Source organism: Streptomyces lothianensis (assembly GCF_047779955.1).
Taxonomy (GTDB): Bacteria; Actinomycetota; Actinomycetes; order Streptomycetales; family Streptomycetaceae; genus Streptomyces.
On the sequence record NZ_JBLMKT010000030.1, the window covers coordinates 1 to 17,098 of the forward strand.

The 17,098-nt window shown below is 70.6% G+C and carries 15 protein-coding genes; 6 read left to right on the forward strand and 9 right to left on the reverse strand.

Going from position 1 to position 17,098, the window contains the following annotated elements:
• The 4 genes from ACLF6P_RS10565 to ACLF6P_RS10580 all read right to left on the reverse strand — a co-directional run.
• Positions 1 to 1,058: choice-of-anchor A family protein (locus tag ACLF6P_RS10565; protein WP_415949725.1), on the reverse strand; the 1,058-nt coding region annotated here is incomplete at its 3' end.
• Positions 1,059 to 1,273: 215 nt separating this feature from the next.
• A complete protein-coding gene (locus tag ACLF6P_RS10570; protein WP_415949726.1) occupies positions 1,274 to 1,876 on the reverse strand; it encodes a Uma2 family endonuclease in 603 nt (200 codons plus the stop codon).
• 168 nt (positions 1,877 to 2,044) lie between these two features.
• On the reverse strand, positions 2,045 to 2,263 hold the full coding sequence (locus ACLF6P_RS10575; RefSeq protein WP_415949727.1) for a hypothetical protein: 219 nt from the start codon (positions 2,261 to 2,263) through the stop codon (positions 2,045 to 2,047).
• Positions 2,260 to 2,472 carry a hypothetical protein gene (locus ACLF6P_RS10580; RefSeq protein ID WP_415949729.1) on the reverse strand — a complete coding sequence of 71 codons (213 nt, stop codon included), beginning with the start codon at positions 2,470 to 2,472 and terminating at the stop codon, positions 2,260 to 2,262. Before ACLF6P_RS10580 ends, ACLF6P_RS10575 begins: the two co-directional genes overlap by 4 nt.
• 120 nt (positions 2,473 to 2,592) lie before the next feature.
• Between ACLF6P_RS10580 and ACLF6P_RS10585 the strand changes: the two genes are divergently transcribed.
• The 5 genes from ACLF6P_RS10585 to ACLF6P_RS10605 all read left to right on the forward strand — a co-directional run bounded on the left by ACLF6P_RS10585 (position 2,593) and on the right by ACLF6P_RS10605 (position 6,377).
• On the forward strand, positions 2,593 to 3,438 hold the full coding sequence (locus tag ACLF6P_RS10585) for a helix-turn-helix domain-containing protein (RefSeq protein WP_415949730.1): 846 nt from the start codon (positions 2,593 to 2,595) through the stop codon (positions 3,436 to 3,438).
• Positions 3,413 to 3,616 carry a DUF397 domain-containing protein gene (locus ACLF6P_RS10590; RefSeq protein WP_415949731.1) on the forward strand — a complete coding sequence of 68 codons (204 nt, stop codon included), beginning with the start codon at positions 3,413 to 3,415 and terminating at the stop codon, positions 3,614 to 3,616. The genes ACLF6P_RS10585 and ACLF6P_RS10590 overlap by 26 nt, the downstream gene beginning before the upstream one ends.
• Positions 3,617 to 3,844: 228 nt before the next feature.
• Positions 3,845 to 4,774, forward strand: coding sequence for a hypothetical protein (locus ACLF6P_RS10595; protein ID WP_415949732.1), 930 nt, complete (start codon positions 3,845 to 3,847; stop codon positions 4,772 to 4,774).
• A 56-nt stretch (positions 4,775 to 4,830) separates the two neighbouring features.
• The gene (locus ACLF6P_RS10600) at positions 4,831 to 5,508 is read left to right on the forward strand and encodes a Uma2 family endonuclease (protein ID WP_415949733.1); all 678 of its coding nucleotides are present in this window, start codon (positions 4,831 to 4,833) and stop codon (positions 5,506 to 5,508) included.
• An 80-nt stretch (positions 5,509 to 5,588) separates the two neighbouring features.
• Positions 5,589 to 6,377, forward strand: coding sequence for an alpha/beta fold hydrolase (locus ACLF6P_RS10605; RefSeq protein ID WP_415949734.1), 789 nt, complete (start codon positions 5,589 to 5,591; stop codon positions 6,375 to 6,377).
• Between the two features lie 142 nt (positions 6,378 to 6,519).
• On the opposite strand, the gene ACLF6P_RS10610 is transcribed toward ACLF6P_RS10605, so the two are convergent.
• The 3 genes from ACLF6P_RS10610 to ACLF6P_RS10620 all read right to left on the reverse strand — a co-directional run bounded on the left by ACLF6P_RS10610 (position 6,520) and on the right by ACLF6P_RS10620 (position 10,641).
• Positions 6,520 to 7,977, reverse strand: a complete 1,458-nt coding sequence (locus ACLF6P_RS10610; RefSeq protein ID WP_415949735.1) for an alanine/glycine:cation symporter family protein — start codon at positions 7,975 to 7,977, stop codon at positions 6,520 to 6,522.
• Between the two features lie 213 nt (positions 7,978 to 8,190).
• Positions 8,191 to 9,402, reverse strand: a complete 1,212-nt coding sequence (locus tag ACLF6P_RS10615; RefSeq protein ID WP_415949736.1) for an MFS transporter — start codon at positions 9,400 to 9,402, stop codon at positions 8,191 to 8,193.
• 69 nt (positions 9,403 to 9,471) lie between these two features.
• A complete protein-coding gene (locus ACLF6P_RS10620; protein WP_415949737.1) occupies positions 9,472 to 10,641 on the reverse strand; it encodes an NADH:flavin oxidoreductase in 1,170 nt (389 codons plus the stop codon).
• Between the two features lie 211 nt (positions 10,642 to 10,852).
• Between ACLF6P_RS10620 and ACLF6P_RS10625 the strand changes: the two genes are divergently transcribed.
• Positions 10,853 to 14,635, forward strand: a complete 3,783-nt coding sequence (locus ACLF6P_RS10625) for a WD40 repeat domain-containing serine/threonine protein kinase (RefSeq protein ID WP_415949738.1) — start codon at positions 10,853 to 10,855, stop codon at positions 14,633 to 14,635.
• 190 nt (positions 14,636 to 14,825) lie between these two features.
• Here the strand turns inward: ACLF6P_RS10625 and groL are convergent, their stop codons facing one another.
• Both groL and ACLF6P_RS10635 read right to left on the reverse strand, forming a co-directional pair.
• Positions 14,826 to 16,448 carry a chaperonin GroEL gene (gene groL, locus ACLF6P_RS10630; protein WP_415949739.1) on the reverse strand — a complete coding sequence of 541 codons (1,623 nt, stop codon included), beginning with the start codon at positions 16,446 to 16,448 and terminating at the stop codon, positions 14,826 to 14,828.
• A 314-nt stretch (positions 16,449 to 16,762) separates the two neighbouring features.
• The gene (locus ACLF6P_RS10635; protein ID WP_004986573.1) at positions 16,763 to 16,966 is read right to left on the reverse strand and encodes a cold-shock protein; all 204 of its coding nucleotides are present in this window, start codon (positions 16,964 to 16,966) and stop codon (positions 16,763 to 16,765) included.
• Positions 16,967 to 17,098 lie beyond the last annotated feature (132 nt).

Here is a 17,098-nt window from a genome sequence, read left to right on the forward strand (position 1 = left end):
GGATCCGGGTCCGGGGAAGGCGACGGATCCGGGTCCGGGGAAGGCGACGGATCCGTGCAAGTCGGCAGGTCGCCGTTGAACGGATAGGCGTGCAGCTCCTGCCCGCCCCCGCCCCCTTCCCGCGACGTGTGCGTCAGCGAACCGGCCGTGAAGAACCGCCCGTTCACCCCGGGCAGCGACAGCGTCGTCGTACTGCCCGCGTTGCCCACCAGCACGCTGCCCGCGAACTGCCCGGTCCCGGTCAGCTCGACCGCGGTCGCGTCCGGGAAGTTCCACAGCGTCCGCTCACGCAGCCCGTCCGGGAGCCCCGCGATGTAGGTGTTGATCGTCCGTGCCTCGCCGGTGAGGTTGACCAGGACGGTCGCACCCTCCGGGATGTCCTCGAAGGCGAACCCCTGCTGGCCGCCGCTGCCGCTCGCCAGGTCGAAGTCCACGTTGAAGACCTGGATCGCGGAGGTGCCGTCACCGGTGAAGACGGTCGTGTCCCCGTTGTTGACCGCGGTGCCCGTCGCCTTCCTGGGCTCCCCGTTGTCATACGCGTAGCACTGGCTCGCCGCCGTCAGGTCGAGCCGCAGCTGCTGGTACGGATCCACCGCGCCGGGATCCGACACCGGCTCCGGCACCACGGTGCCGGACAGGCTCCCGCCGTACCGGACGACTCCGGAGGCGGAGGCGTCGCTCGCCAGCAGCCGCTGCCCCGACGCGACGCTCAGGTCGTCGCCGACGGTGAGGAAGTCCGTACCGTCGTCCGGCGGAACCCGGGAACCCACCCCCGCGACCCCCACGTTGTACACCTGCGAGGCCGTGGCGGCCTTGTCCATGTCGAAACCGCCGAGCACCACCACCTTCCCCTCGGCCTCGGCGGCGGCCTGCCGGACGAGGAAGTCCCCGCCGACGAACACATTGATGTTGTTGTCCCGGCCGGTGATCGACCCGTTGTTGACGTCCGGATAGGGATCGGGGCAGTTGTCGCCCAGGCATGGCCCGAGCCCGCCCGGCAGCGGGTCCGCGAACCCCCAGGAGGAGGAGAGACCGACGAGTACGGCCGCACAGGCCACGGCAGCCGACGCCGATACGGCTCTTCGGCGCGTGACAGTTCCACGGCGCGTTGAACGCACATTATTCATAGCTGAAAATATGTATAAACCGGACGCCTGTCGACGCCCGGACACGCCACGAACACCTCACCCCACCCGCGACACGCCGCCGAACGGCAGCTCACCCCCGGCCGGCATCACCCCGATGGCGGTCAGCCGACCTCAGTCGGCGGGTCTCAGCGAGGGAAGCGGCCGGTGTCGATGTCGGTGCTCAGCGGCTCGCCCAGCGAGAGCGTCTCCCCGAAGGGAATCCGCTCGGTGTGCTTGTACGCGCCGTTGAGCGGCTCGGTGCACACGGTCGTGGTGGGGCCGTGCTCGTCGAAGCGGTCGATCAGCACGTAGACCGGGACCGGCGCGTGCGCGTACGCCCACAGCTTCTTCGTACGGTCGTCCCTGGCGTTGCCCTTCGAGGTGATCTCGACGACGAGCAGTGCCTCGGCCGCGTCGACCGGGTCGTTGGTGTCCGGGTCGGCGTTCGCGGTCAGCTCCCACGGAACGACGACCAGGTCGGGCACGTAGAGCTTGTCCAGCGGTGCGATGTGCAGCCCGAGGGTCTGGTAGATGCCCAGATCATCGGGGAGGTTCCGGTAGAGCCCACGCTGCACCATCTCCGCGATGTGGTTGTGCAGCGCATGGGGCGGTGGTACCAAGGCGATCTGCCCTTCGTCGATCTCTGCGCGCCAGCCCTCAGGCGCGTCCACCTCGCGCCATGACTGGAGCAGGTAGTCCCACGGGCGACCCTGAGGCGTCTGGTCGGGCTCGACCATCGCAGCGGTCATCGCGAGTCCCTCCTTCACTGGCCTGACGCGGCCGAACGTAGATCGACGCATACGCGGCCCGCAGCCGCACTCCCCAGCGTCCCACGATCGTGTGAGCACCGCACCGAACCTCGCCCTCCGCGCCTCGCCGCCACACCCTGCTCCACTCCCGGCGGGCGCACGCCTCCTTCATGGACGCCCCCTCCGGTTGGCCTCCCGCACCCGCGCCTTCAGCACATCTTCGGGCGCGGCCGCGACGTTCCCCGGCGGACAGTCCCACTCCCTGCCCCCGCCGGGCGGACGCAGTTGCACGTAGCCGCCCTCGCGGCCCATGACCCGGCCGACCGCACCGGTCCGGCTGTCCACGGCATACGCCCCGACGCGGGGCACGGGCGCACCCTCGTTCACCGCGCCCCCTTGAGGACGGCGGTGAGACGGCGCGCCGTGTCGACGTCACACCGCCCCAGGTCGATCAACGGACGCGGGTAGACCGCCGCGAGGCTCGGTCCGTCGAGCCGCAGCGACGGCAGGGTCACGCCCGCCGCCCGCAGCTGCGCCGCGAGTTCGCGTACGGCCTCCTCGGCGGCGCGGGTGGGGTCGGGTCCCGTCATCGTCATGAGCACCTCTCCTCGGTTGCACGGGTTGTTCCGTTCTGCTCACCCAGCGTGGCCGTATGCGGCTACGCTCGGTAGGGACGGCGTCCCAACAAACCGCTCTGCTGGACGGGGGTTGAGCCCATGGGCAAGCCACGAGATCCCGACCCGTCGTCCCGGCGCATCCTGATCGGTGAAGAACTCCGCCACGCCCGTGAAAGGGCACCCCTCACCCAACAAGCTTTGGGTGAGCTGCTGTTCGTCAGCGGCTCGTATGTAGGGCAGATGGAATCGGGCGCGCGGCGCATCCTGCCCGACATGGCTCGGAGGATCGACGAGGCGCTCGACACGGGTGACTTCTTCTTTCGCCACTGCACCAAGGCGAACAAGTCGCCGTACCCCGAGCGATTCGCGGAGGCGGCGGAAGCGGAAGCGCTCGCCATCGAGATCAGGCAGTACGGCGCGATGCTGATCCCCGGCCTTCTCCAGACCTCCGACTACGCGCGCTCACTCTTCCTGGACTACCAGCCCACCGCATCGGATCAGGCCATCGAGGACCTGTTGACCAATCGGCTGGAGCGCACGCGGCTCCTCGACGATCCAACAAAGCCGTTGTTGTGGGCCGTTATCGACGAGGCCGCCCTCCGCAGACCGGTCGGGGGCACGTCCGCCATGGCCGACCAGTTGGATCACGTCGCCCGGCTGATCCGCTCGCGCCGGGTCATCGTTCAGGTCCTGCCGTTCACGGCGGGCAGCCACGCCGCTCAGCACGGCCCCCTGAAGCTGATGTACTTCGACGACGCCCCTCCACTCCTCTTCGTGGAAGCGCCCATGGCAAGTCGGTTGCTGGATGATCCAGCGGCGGTCGCCAGGATGGAGCTGTCCTACGATCTGGTCCGGGCCGCCGCGCTCACCCCGCGCCAATCTCTGGCCTTGATCGACTCGCTGGCGGAGGATTACGCCCATGAACCCCAAGAGCCAACTCTCTGAGCAGAGCACAATCGCTTGGCGCAAGTCCACGTACAGCGACGGCGAGGGCGGCGACTGCCTGGAAGTCGCCGACGATCACCCCGGCCTCGTCCCCGTACGCGACTCGAAGAACCCCGACGGCCCGAAGCTCGTGTTCCGGGCGGCGGCCTGGTCCGCCTTCGTCGACGACCTCAAGTAGGCCCGCCCGGGGCTCAAGCTCCGAGCCCCGAGCCCTGCTTGTTCGGAATGGGTGTGGGCCTCAACCCACCCTCCCTCCCTGCGAGTTGGCAGCCGAGCACACTTTTCGCGTTCGACTTGCCACGCAGTGTGATGACGCTCTAGCGTGCCCAGATAACGAACAACCCCCGCCAGGTGCTGACAACACCTGCGGGGGTTTGACCAACAAGATCGAAAGCGACTCGATCCCATGGCTGACGCCAACTTTAGTGCTGCCGCGCCCTCCGCGCATCCCACCCCGCACCCGATGTCCTCCCCGGGCTACGGAAAACGCTCCGCACCGGACCAACTTCCGCGCGGACGCGAAGATTTCACGCACCTTCCGAAGCGCGAGCGCGCGATCGCCGGGTACATCGACCGGCTGCCCGACGGGTCCGACATCTCCGTGAAGACGCTGGAGAAGCACCTTCCGTACGGGCAGTGCGCGCTGAGGACCGCCCTCAACAACCTCCACCGGGCCGGGCACTTGAGGCGCGGGCGCGAACACGTCCGCGGATCGGGCAGCGCCCAGTGGGTCACCCGTACGTGGTTCTCCCGGACGGCGCGTGACGACGCCTGGTGGACGGCGTTCGTACGAGGCGACGTACCGGCCGGGCCGACCGCGGACGGCGGGTCCGCGTCCGCACGGCAGCCCGACACCACCGCCGAGCGCAACGCTCCCCCCACCCTCAACCGCGCCTACGTCCTCCTCGCCGCCCTCGGCCACACCGCCCCGGCGCTCTCCCTCTCCCACAGCGAGTGCCTGCGCCTCGCACCCCTCGTCACCGAGTGGTTCGAGCGCGGCGCCACGGACGCGGACCTGAACCGGGCGCTCACCGCCGGGCTCCCGTCCCCCGTCCACAGCCCGGCCGGACTGGTCCACCGCCGCCTGACGGACAAGCTGCCGCCCGAGCCCGTACCGCGCCCGGTCCCGCACGTCCTGCGCATGGCGGAATGCGCCAAGTGCACCGCCCCGGCCCGCCCGGAGGCCCTGCGGGGCGGCATGTGCGCGCAGTGCCTCGGCGAGGCCCCACCACCCACCGACACCCCCTCCCCGCTGCCACCCACGGCCGTACGCGCCCACGCGGCGAGGATCCGCGCGGCTGCGGCCACCCCGACACCTGCCAGGAGCCGCACATGAGCCTTCTGCACATCCGTCGCCGCTGCGGGGCACGATGGAGGGGAGGAGGCGATCCGATGACCCCCAGCGCCACTGACCGCCCTGACATGTCGATCGAAGAGTTCGAGGAGCTCGCCCGCAGGGCGCCCGAGACGGTTTCGCTCGAATTCATCAACGGGCGGGTCGTGGTCAAGCACGGCCCGATCGATGTCGACGACTTCGAAGAGCTCGCCCGGAAGGCGCCGGAGACCGTGACGCTGGAACTGATCGACGGAAAGCTGAGGGTCAAGCCCGTGCCCGACCTCCTCCACGGGGCCATCGTCATGTGGCTGATGCGGCAGTGCATGCAGCAGCGTCCCGAACTGGCGCTTTACCCCGAGCAGGGGCTCCACGTGAAGACCTACCGCGCGGGGCGGGCCAGAGCGGACGGTGCGCTCGCACCTCTCGACCTTTTCGTCGGGCAGGAAGGCGAGTGGGGTTCCACCGAAGGCGTCCTCATGATCGTCGAGGTCACCTCCCACGACAGTGACACCGACCGCCGCGACAGGATCGAGAAGCGCCGCGCCTACGCGGAGTCCGGGATCCCCGTCTACCTGCTCATCGACCGCGACGCCGACAGCCTCGTCGTCTTCAGCGAGCCCCGCGACGGCAAGTATCAGAAGCATCCCAAGTACGCGTACGGCGCCACCGTGCGGCTCCCGTCCCCTGTCGCCATCACCCTCGAAACCGAGAAGCTCAAGGACTACGCCGAATGACGCTGACCGGTGCCACCGGCTCGGTGCACCCACCCTTCAGCCGCCGCGACACCGCCCGCACCCGCCCCTAGCCTGGTCTCATGGCCAAGGTTCAGGTCGGAGGCGTGGAGGTCGGCTACGCGTGCGTGGGGGAAGGGCCGCCGCTCGTGTTCGTGCACGGGGCGGGGCTCGACGGGCGGATGTGGGAGCCGCAGCTCGTGGATCTGGCCGACGAGTTCACCGTCGTGGCCTGGGACGAGCCGGGCGCGGGGCGTTCCTCGGATCTGCCGCCCGGTTTCACGCTGGCGGACTTCGCGCACTGCCTGGCCGCCGTGATCGAGTCGCTGCGGCTCGGTCCGGCGCATGTCGCCGGGCTCTCCTGGGGCGGGACGGTCGTGCTGGAGCTGTACCGCCAACATCCGGAGCTGGTCAGGACGCTGATCCTGACCGATACGTACGCCGGGTGGAAGGGTTCGCTGCCGCCGGAGGAAGTGGCGGCCCGGGTCGAGGGGACCGAGCGGATGCTGGCGGTGCCCAGGGGGCAGTTCGATCCGACGGTACCGGGGCTGTTCGCCGGGGATCCGCCCGCCGCGTTCGTGCCGCTGCTGGAGGCGATGGCCCGTGACGTGCGGCCGGAGACCATGGGGGCGCAGCTGTTCATGATGGCCGAGACGGACCTGCACGATCTGCTGCCCGCGGTCACGGTGCCGACGCTGCTCCTGTGGGGCGAGCTCGACGCGCGGTCCCCGTTGGATGTCGCGCATGCCTTCGAGGCGGCGATCCCGGACACCGAGCTCGTGGTGCTCCCTGGTGCGGGGCATATGAGCAACCTCGAAGCGCCGGAGGGGTTCAACGAGACGGTGCGCGCGTTCTGCCGCGCCCACGGGTGAGCGGGGCGGGCCCTCTTGCCCGCCCCGGCCCACCCAGCCCGCCGAGTCCGCCCAGCCCGTCGGCTCCGCCGAGCCCGTCGGCGTATAAGCAGGGGCGGCCCCCCGTCGGGGAGGCCGCCCTTGTGCTGGTGCGAGAGGTCCGTCAGCGCGAGGCCGCCGAGACCTTCTCGTGCGCCGCGTCCGCGGAGTCGGTCGTGGACGCGTCCGCGCCCCAGACCGAGACGCCCCTGAGGCCCGGCACCCGGTCCACGGTGAAGACCGGGTCGAGGCCCGCGCGCCGCTGTGCCTGGTAGTCGTCCAGGAGGCGGAAGGCGATCACCGACAGCGGCAGGATCGCGAGCAGGTTGACCAGGACCATCGCGCCCATGGTGACGTCCGCGAGGCTCCAGACCAGCGGGACGGAGCCGACGGCGCCGAGCACGGCGCAGGCGAGGACGACCATCCGGTACGAGGTCATCGCGGCCTTGCTGCGGGTGATGAACTCGATGTTGGACTCGCCGTAGTAGTAGTTACCGATCATGGAGCTGAAGGCGACCATGAACACGACGAAGGTCAGCAGGTGTCCGGCCCAGTCGCCCAGCGCGCCGCTGAACGCGGACTGGGTGACGTCCGCGCCGCCGCGGGTGCCCAGCTCCGGGTTGGCGGAGAGGATCACGAAGGCGGTGACGGTGCAGATGACCAGGGTGTCGAAGTAGACGCCGAGCGTCTGGACGAGGCCCTGCTTGACCGGGTGGGTGGTCTCGGCGGCGGCGGAGGCGTTCGGGGCGGAGCCCATACCGGCCTCGTTGGAGAACATGCCCCGGCGCACACCCTGCAGGATCGCGGTACCGACCGCGCCACCGGCGATCTCGCGGAAGCCGAAGGCGCCGCCGATGATGTCGGCGAGCATGCCGGGGATGCTGCCGAGGTTGAGCACCACGACGAGCAGGCCCATCACGATGTAGAGGCCCGCCATCGCCGGGATCAGGACCTTGGTGACCTTGGTGAGGTGCTTGACGCCGAAGAAGACGGAGAGCCCGAGCAGTACGGCGAGCACGATGCCGAGGGCCGGGGCGAACCAGGCGGCGTCGGTGTCGAGGGAGCCCTTGGTCGCCACGGTGATCGTGTTCGACTGGACCGCGGTGAGCACGAAGCCGAAGGTCAGCGTGATCAGGACGGCGAAGACGACACCGAGCCAGCGCTTTCCGAGCGCGCGCTCCATGTAGTACGCGGGACCACCGCGGTAGGTGCCGGCCTCACGGCCGCGGACCTTGTACAGCTGCGCCAGGACCGATTCGACGAACGCCGAGGCGCCGCCGATCAGGGCCATCATCCACATCCAGAAGACCGCGCCGGGGCCGCCCATGGTGATGGCGGTGGCCACACCGGCGATGTTGCCGGTGCCGATGCGGGCGGCGGCGGAGATGGTGAAGGCGCCGAAGGGGCTGACGCCGGAGGTCGTCTTGTCCTTGAAGACCCGGAACATGTCCGGGACAAGCCGGAGCTGCGCGCCCTTGGAGCGCAGCGTGAACCAAATGCCGGCCACTGCCACCAGCGGGATCAGGAGATAGGTCCAGAAGACATCGTTGATGTCGATGACCCAGGTTTCCAGCGTGCTCATCATGGGGGGAATCCCGGTTCCTCGTGAGTCGGGGCATCGGCCCGGTGGCACACCCGTGTACGGATCACGTACGGGAGGGGGAGGCGCCGCCGGGCGCGAAGTGAGCGGAAGGCAGGCTTCCGTCGACCGTGAGGACCCTAGACAAGGACTTTGGTCCCTGCCCAGACCTTCAGGCGGTGCAGAATCTCACAATCCGGGCACCTCAGATCCTGCTCAGAACCCCTTGACGTGCGCTTTCACCGGGGTCAGGGCCCGGCGGGGGCGCAGGAGCTGCTCGTGGAGCAGGAGGAGGGCGGCGCAGACCGTGATCAGCCCGCCGGCCAGGAACGTGCCGCGCAGGCCGATCAGGGAGAGCAGCAGACCGCCGCCGAGGGCGCCCGCCGCGACACCCACGTTGTAGGCGGCGGCGTTCGCCGCGAGCGCGGTCTCCGTACGGCCGGGCGCGACCTGCATGACGTGGGACTGCGTCGCCATGAAGACCGGGCCGAGGGAAGCGCCGAAGAGCACCAGCATGAGCACGGCGACGGCCTGGGAGCCGCCCGCCACGTACAGGCCGAGCAGTGCCAGGGCCAGGGTGGTCACGGGGAGGGTGAGGGTCGCCTGCGGGAAGCGGTCGAGCAGCCGCCCGTAGACCGTGACGCCGAGGATGCCGGCGGCTCCGAGGAGCAGCAGCAGGCTGCTGACGGCGGAGGCGGCGAAGCCGCTCTCGTCCACGAGGAAGGAGGCGATGTAGGTGAAGCCGGCGAAGGCGCCGGTGACAGCGAGGCCGGTGACGGCGAGGACCACCACGAAGCGGCGGCCGTCCGGTGCGACACCGTACGCCGCGTGTCCCTCCTCCGGGCGGGAGCTCGGCAGCAGGGTGGCGATGACCACGAGGCAGGGGACGGCCAGCGCACCCACCACCAGGAAGGGCACCTGCCAGCTCGTGTGCTGCCCCAGCCAGGTGCCGCCGGGCACGCCCAGGACGACGGCGAGGGAGCCGCCCACGGTCAGTGCGCCGATGACGCGGCCGCGCTGCTCGGGCGGGAAGAGGGTGGCCGCCGCGGGCCCCATCACCGCCCAGTACAGCGCCTGCGCCATCGCGGTGACCAGGCGGGCGGCCAGCAGCACCCCGTACGAGGGGGCCGCGGCCGCCGCCAGGCTGGACAGCAGGAGCACCGCGAGGAGCACGCACAGGACGAGCCGCCGCGGCACCGACCGGGTCACCCTGGCCAGCGGCACCGAGACGACGGCGATGGTGAGCCCGTACCCGGAGACAAGCAGGCCGACCGCGGTCAGCGACTGGTCCAGATCGTCCGCGATCAGCCCGAGCACGCCGATCGGCAGGCTCTCGGTCGTGTTGAAGGCGAACGCACCCAGCATGAGCGCGCCGACCACGGCGGCGGGGCGTAGGCGGCGTGCTGCGCCGCGTTCGGCCGTAGACATCCGGTGTGTGCGTGTTCCTCGTGGCGACGCGTGGCTACGCGTGGCTTCTCGTAACTCCTCGTGCCTCCGTCAGCTGAGCGTCTGCAGTGAGGCCGCGTCGTAGGCCGCCAGGGCGGAGGTGCGGCCCGTGAGGACCTTCTGCGCCCACTGCGGGTCCTGGAGCAGGGCCCGGCCGACCGCCACCATGTCGAATTCCTCGCGCTCCAGGCGGTCCAGGAGGTCGTCGATGCCGCGCAGCGAGGAGCCCTGGCCCTGGAAGGCGTTGACGAACTCGCCGTCCAGGCCGACCGAGCCGACGGTGATCGTCGGCCTGCCCGTGAGCTTCTTCGTCCAGCCTGCCAGGTTGAGGTCGGAGCCCTCGAACTCCGGCAGCCAGTAGCGGCGCGTGGAGGCGTGGAAGGCGTCCACACCCGCGGCCGCGAGCGGGGCGAGCATCGCCTCCAGGTCCTCGGGTGTCTCGGCCAGCCGGGCGGTGAAGTCCTGCAGCTTCCACTGCGAGAAGCGGAAGAGGACCGGGAAGCTCTCGGAGACGGCCGCGCGCACCGCCGCCACGATCTCTGCGGCGAACCTGGTACGGGCGGTGACGGAGCCGCCGTAGGCGTCCTCGCGGTGGTTGGTGCCCGACCAGAGGAACTGGTCGAGGAGGTAGCCGTGGGCGCCGTGGATCTCGACGCCGTCGAAGCCGAGGCGCTCCGCGGAGGCGGCGGCCTCGGCGAAGGCCGCGATCACGGCGTCCAGGTCGGCCTGCGTCATCGCCTTGCCGGTGGGTTCGGCGCCCGGCTTGTACAGGCCCGAGGGCCCCATCGGCTCGGCGTCGGCGAACGGCGGCTCGCCCGCCTTGCGGACCATGCCGACATGCCACAGCTGCGGAACGATCTTCCCGCCCGCCGCGTGCACCGCGTCGGCCACGCCCTTCCACCCCGCGAGCTGCTCCGCACCGTGGAACCGCGGAACCCTGTCGTTCTCCCCGGCGGACGGATGCCCGACATACGTGCCCTCGGTGATGATCAGCCCGACCCCCGCGGCGGCCCGCCGCGCGTAGTACCCGGCCACGTCCTCGCCCGGGACACCGCCCGGCGAGAACTGCCGTGTCATCGGCGCCATGGCGATCCGGTTCGCGAGGTTCAGACCGTTGAGCGTGACGGGCCGTGCGAGTACGTCCGCCGCACGGGATCCGACGTCGGTCAGGGCTGCGGCTTCGGTATCGGCATCGAGTGTCGTATCGGCATCGAGTGTCACGGGAGCCTCCTGGATGGGGAGCGGATCGGTCACCAAGGTCGCCAACTGCCTTGACCGGTCCGGCATTCCACGGATCCGATGTGATCCCTTGCACGTCCGCTCGCGCCCTCGTCCCGTCCCTGGCCCTCCCTCACCGCCCTGGATAAGATCAGCCGGGCCTTGGCCCGTGCCTCCTTCCGGGCGGGCCCAACTTCGTCAAGGGGGCGGCACGTTGGGGACTCCACTGGAGTCGGACGATCCCGAGCGGATCGGCGGGTACTGGCTGGCCTCGAGGCTCGGCGCCGGCGGTCAGGGAGTCGTCTACGAGGCGTACGACGGCCAGGGGTCGCGGGTCGCGCTGAAGGCGTTGCACCGGGGCGCCGAGGACTGGGTGCGGGAGCGGTTCGGCCGCGAGGCGGCGGCCGCGCGCAAGGTTGCCTCGTTCTGTACGGCCCGGATCCTCGATGTCTCCGCGGGCGACGGCGTTCCGTTCATCGTCAGCGAGTACGTGCCCGGCCCGACCCTCGCCGAGCAGGTCCGCGGCCGCGGCCCCCTCGCCTCCGATGCCGTCCTGCGGCTGGCCACCGGCGCCGCCACCGCACTCGCGGCGATCCACCACGCCGACGTCATCCACCGCGACCTGAAGCCCGGCAACATCCTGCTCGGCCCGGACGGCCCGCGGATCATCGACTTCGGGATCGCCCGCGCCCCCGACATGTCGCTCACCGCGACCGGCGCCCTGCTCGGCACGCTCGGCTACATGGCACCCGAGGTGCTCTCCGGTGCGCGGGCGACCGCCGCATCCGACGTCTTCGCCTGGGGTGCGGTCGTGCTGTACGCGGCGAGCGGCGACGAGCCGTTCCGCGGGGAGCACATCGGGGAGGTCGCACACCGCACGTCCTCCGTGGACCCGGACCTGTCGGCGATACCGGCGCGCATTCGGCCCCTGATCGCGGCGGCCCTCGCCAAGGACCCCGGCCTGCGGCCGACCGCGGCGGAACTGGTGCTCGGGCTGGTCGGAGAGCTGCCGCAGACGGCGGATCCCCGGCAGGCGCTGCTTGAGGCCGGGGCCAGGCGGGCGGCGGGCCCCGGTGAGGACGCGGGCGGCTCGGGGGAAGCAGGCGCATCGGGGGAAGCGGGCGGATCCGGGGAAGCGGGCGGCTCGGGCGAAGCGGGCGGCAACCCCGGCACTGCGGCCCCCGCCGCCGCTGCGGCCCCCGCACTCGGTGAGCGCGCCGAAGCCGCCTTCGCCGCGCTCGCGCCCGACGCCCAGCTCGCCGCCCAGCAGCTCATGCTGCGCATGGTCGTGCCGGGCGAGGCGCCGGACGGCTCGCAGGACTCCGTACGGACGGTGGACCGGGCCGAGCTGTACGAGGGCCGGCCCGACAGCGAGCAGCGCCCCGCGCGCCTCGCGGTCGACCGGCTCCTGGAGTCCGGGGCGCTGACGGGCGCGGACGACGGATCCGTCCGCCCGGTGAGCGCGGCGCTCGTCCCCGCGTGGCGCCGCCTGCACGACTGGGTCGCCGCCGACCGCGCAGGCCTGGTGCTGCACCGCTCGCTGGGCCGGGCGGCGCGCGCGTGGGCCGTGCACGGCGAGCGCGCGGACGACCTGCCGCACGGCACGGCGCTGCAGGACTTCCTGACGTGGCTGCCGACCGCCCCGTTCCAGCTGCGCCCGAACCCGCTGGAGGTCCGCTTCCTCGCGGCGGCCCAGACGGAGTCGGCCCGCGCGGCGCGGCGCAGGCGGCGGCTCCTGTCGGGGCTTGCGGGGCTGACCGCCCTCGCGCTGCTCGGCGGGGTCTTCGGCGTGTTCCAGGCGCGCGAGAGCAGTCGGCAGCGCGAGACGGCGGAGCAGCGCCAGGCGCAGGCGACGGCCCGTTCGGTGGCGCAGGCGGCGGAGAGCCTGCGCAACACCGAGCCGGACACGGCACTGCTGCTGAGCCTGGCGGCGTGGCGGATCGCCGAGGTGCCCGAGGCACGGGCGGCGCTCGCGGCGGGGGCCACGCAGCGGGCGTTCAGCGCGATCCCGCTGCCGGAACAGGCCTTCGGTTCCGCGTCGGGCGAGCTGCTGCTGGGCTCGGCGGACGCTCTGGTGTCCTACCGCCCCGGAGAGGCCAAGGTCTGGGATCTGACGAAGGGCGTGGCGGGCGCGGAGAAGCCGCGGGTCACGTTCCCCAACGGTCTCACCGATCCCCGGAGCGACAATCCGCCGGCGATCAGCCCCGACGGGCGCCTCGTCGCGGAGCCGCAGGAGGGCGCCCGTACCTACCGGCTGGTGTCCACGCGGGACGGCAAGCCCACGGGTGCAAAGTTCACGAGACCGGACGACACCCGGCTCGCCGCGCTCAGCAACAAGGGCCACGCGCTGTTCACCGACAGCGGCGTGCACCAAGGTCCCAAACGGAGTGTGCTCCTGGGACCGGACGGCCGGATACTCGCGGAGTGGAACGCAATCGCCGGCCATGTGCTGTCCCCGGACGGCCGCTACGTGGCGTACTGCGACATCGCAGGCAATGCGCCCTTGGCGGTCTCACGCATCACACCGACCGGCATCCTGCCCGCCTTCGAGGCCGCGAGCGGGCGGAGCGGGTGCGGCGGCGGTGTCTCCTTCAGCGCGGACAGCTCCAGGGTGGTCATGGCCGGTACGCAGGGGGTGCACGAGGTCTGGGACACCGCGGAGGGAACGCGGGTCAACGAGGTCTCGCTGGGCAGTTCCAAGGACCGCGTGGGATGGAACGCCACGCTGTCCTCCGACGGCAGCCGCCTCTTCGCCTACGCGCCGCAGCGCGGCGACATCAAGCTCGTGGATGTGGCCTCGGGCAGCGTTCTGCTGCACATCCCGAGCGGCATCGGCGAGGACTTCGACGGCACGCTGATCCGGCACGCGGTCCTCGACGAGTCCTCGAAGACCCTCGCGTACGTGACCTCGTACGGGAACAGGGTCATACGGCTCGACGTATCGGCGGCTCTCGACGGCGGGGCGCAGCGCACCGGTACGTACGGCGTCGCGGTCTCCCCCGACGGGACCGTCGGCCTGGTGACGACGGAGGAGAACACGTTCCCCGTGTACCACCAGCTGATCGACCTCACCACCGGCGAGGTGAAGGGCGAGCGGATCCCGCTGCACATTCCCGAGATGCAGGTGGCGATTCCCCGCAGCCCGCAGACCCTGTCCACCGGCGGCCGCTTCGCCGCGTTCTTCGACATGGACGCGGACATCAACCAGTTCGTGACCGTCTGGGACACCGAGAACAGCCGCAAGCTGTGGGACGTCCCGGTGCCCCAGGGGCGCGATGTGCTCGACATCGGCCTCTCCCCGGACGGCAGCCATGCCTACGCCCTGCACGAGGCGGCGGGGCAGTCCTCGGGTGAAGGCTCCGACCTCGACGTATGGGACGTCCGGGCGCGGAAGAAGGTGCACAGCTTCCGGAACATCTCCTGGGCGCCCGCGTTCCGCCCGGACAGCCGCAGCCTCGTCACGGACCGTGGCGATGTGCTCGACCTGGACAGCGGGAAGGTCCGCGAAGTCGCCGGGTTCGACCGCGACACCACCGGCGCCCTGCTCTTCTCGCCGGACGGGAAGACCCTCGCCGTGCTGAAGGAGTCCGGCTGGCTGGAACTCTGGGACGGCGAGGTACGCGAGCGACTGGCGCGTGTACCGGGCAGCACCGTGCAGGGCGGAACGCACCACGGCAAGGAGATCCGCCTTCCCGCCTTCTCACCGGACGGCAGGTTCCTCGCGGCCGTCGTCGGCAACAACGGAGGCGCGGTCCAGCTCTGGGACCTGGAGAGCCGCTCCGGCCTGGGCAAGCCCATCGATCCGACCGGCATCGCCATCTCCGCGCTCGGCTTCCGCGGCAGCACCCTCGTCGCCCTCAACGGCAGCCGCGTCCACGCACTCGACCTGGATCCCGGTTCGCTCGCCGAGACGATCTGCGAGAAGGCGGGGCGCGACATCACGCGGGAGGAGTGGCAGCTGTACGCGGCGGACGTGCCGTACCGCAGCGTCTGCTGAGGCCGCACGCGGCCACGGGGGCGGTGGCCCTGTACACCACGGCCACGGCGGCGGTGGCCCTGCGCACCACGGCCACCGCCGCCGCACACGCGCCAGGGCGGCACCCCCGTCATACGGGAAGTGCCGCCCTGGTACTGCGTACTGCTCTGCGACTGCTGCGCGCAGCCGGTGAACGTCCAATCCGCGAGGATCAGAAGTCCATGTCACCGCCCGGCATGCCGCCCGGAGCGGCCGCGGCGGCCTTCTCCGGCTTGTCGGCGATGACGGCCTCGGTGGTGAGGAAGAGCGCGGCGATGGAGGCGGCGTTCTGCAGCGCGGAACGGGTCACCTTCGCCGGGTCGATGATGCCCTCGGCGATCATGTCGACGTACTCACCGGTCGCGGCGTTCAGGCCGTGGCCGACGGAGAGGTTGCGCACCTTCTCCACGACGACGCCGCCCTCGAGACCACCGTTGACGGCGATCTGCTTGAGCGGGGCCTCCAGGGCGAGACGCACGGCGTTGGCGCCGGTGGCCTCGTCACCGTCGAGCTCCAGCTTCTCGAAGACCGAGGAGGCCTGCAGCAGGGCCACGCCACCACCGGCGACGATGCCCTCCTCGACGGCCGCCTTGGCGTTGCGCACGGCGTCCTCGATGCGGTGCTTCCGCTCCTTGAGCTCGACCTCGGTCGCGGCACCGGCCTTGATGACCGCCACGCCGCCGGCGAGCTTCGCGAGGCGCTCCTGGAGCTTCTCGCGGTCGTAGTCGGAGTCCGACTGCTCGATCTCGGCGCGGATCTGGTTCACGCGGCCGTTGACGGCCTCGCTGTCACCGGCACCATCGACGATGGTGGTCTCGTCCTTGGTGATGACGACCTTGCGGGCGCGGCCGAGCAGCTCGACGGAGGCGTTCTCCAGCTTGAGACCGACCTCCTCCGAGATGACCTCGCCGCCGGTGAGGATGGCGATGTCGTTCAGCATCGCCTTGCGGCGGTCGCCGAAGCCCGGGGCCTTGACGGCGACGGACTTGAAGGTGCCCTTGATCTTGTTGACGACCAGGGTGGACAGGGCCTCGCCCTCGACGTCCTCGGCGATGATCAGCAGCGGCTTGCCGGACTGCATGACCTTCTCCAGGAGCGGAAGCAGGTCCTTGACCGAGCCGATCTTGGAGTTGGCGATGAGGATGTACGGGTCCTCGAGGACGGCCTCCATGCGCTCCATGTCGGTCGCGAAGTACGCCGAGATGTAGCCCTTGTCGAAGCGCATGCCCTCGGTGAGCTCCAGCTCCAGACCGAAGGTCTGGGCCTCCTCGACCGTGATGACGCCTTCCTTGCCGACCTTGTCCATGGCCTCGGCGATGAGCTCGCCGATCTGGGTGTCGGCGGCGGAGATGGAGGCGGTCGAAGCGATCTGCTCCTTGGTCTCGACCTCCTTGGCCTGGTCGAGCAGGGCGCCGGAGACGGCCTCGACGGCGGTCTCGATGCCGCGCTTGAGGGCCATCGGGTTGGCGCCGGCGGCCACGTTGCGCAGGCCCTCGCGGACGAGCGCCTGGGCGAGGACGGTGGCGGTGGTCGTACCGTCACCGGCGACGTCGTCCGTCTTCTTGGCGACTTCCTTGACCAGCTCGGCGCCGATCTTCTCGTACGGGTCCTCGAGCTCGATCTCCTTGGCGATGGACACACCATCGTTGGTGATCGTGGGGGCGCCCCACTTCTTCTCGAGGACGACGTTGCGGCCCTTGGGGCCAAGGGTGACCTTGACGGCGTCGGCGAGCTGGTTCATCCCGCGCTCGAGACCGCGCCGTGCCTCCTCGTCGAACGCGATGATCTTGGCCATGTGAAGTGGTCCTCCCGGACAGGGGTGGATTGCTCCGGATCGGGCGCGGTGCCCGCGACGGACGGTCTCCGGCAGCTGGCGGTTCCTTGCCCCGCCAGGTCCGGCGACCTCACCGGCCGATCCAAGTTCGTGTAGCACTCTCACTCGTAGAGTGCTAACGCCAATGATTAGCACTCGGCCTGGTCGAGTGCAAGCGCGTCTCGAAGATCCCCACGTCAGGGCCCTCACGCCGGGCCCCGGACGCAGAAGGGTCCGCACCCCGTTCCCGGGATGCGGACCCTTCATCACGTCGTTGCAGACTTGCTCCGGCGCGATCAGGCAGTCACGCGGACCATGTCCGCCTGCGGCCCCTTCTGACCCTGCGAGATCTCGAACTCGACCCGCTGGCCCTCTTCAAGGGTGCGGTATCCGTCCATCTGAATCGCGCTGTAGTGGACGAAAACATCCGCACCACCGTCGACCGCGATGAAGCCGTAGCCCTTCTCCGCGTTGAACCACTTGACGGTGCCCTGAGCCATGCCTAACTCCCCTATTACTGGCCCTTGCACAGATCCGCACTTCGCGAATCCGGGTCAGACCTCACCCCCCGACAGGTGGGGGTGTGCGCCGGAACGCGTCGACCGCCGCTGAATGTATCTGTCCAACTGCCG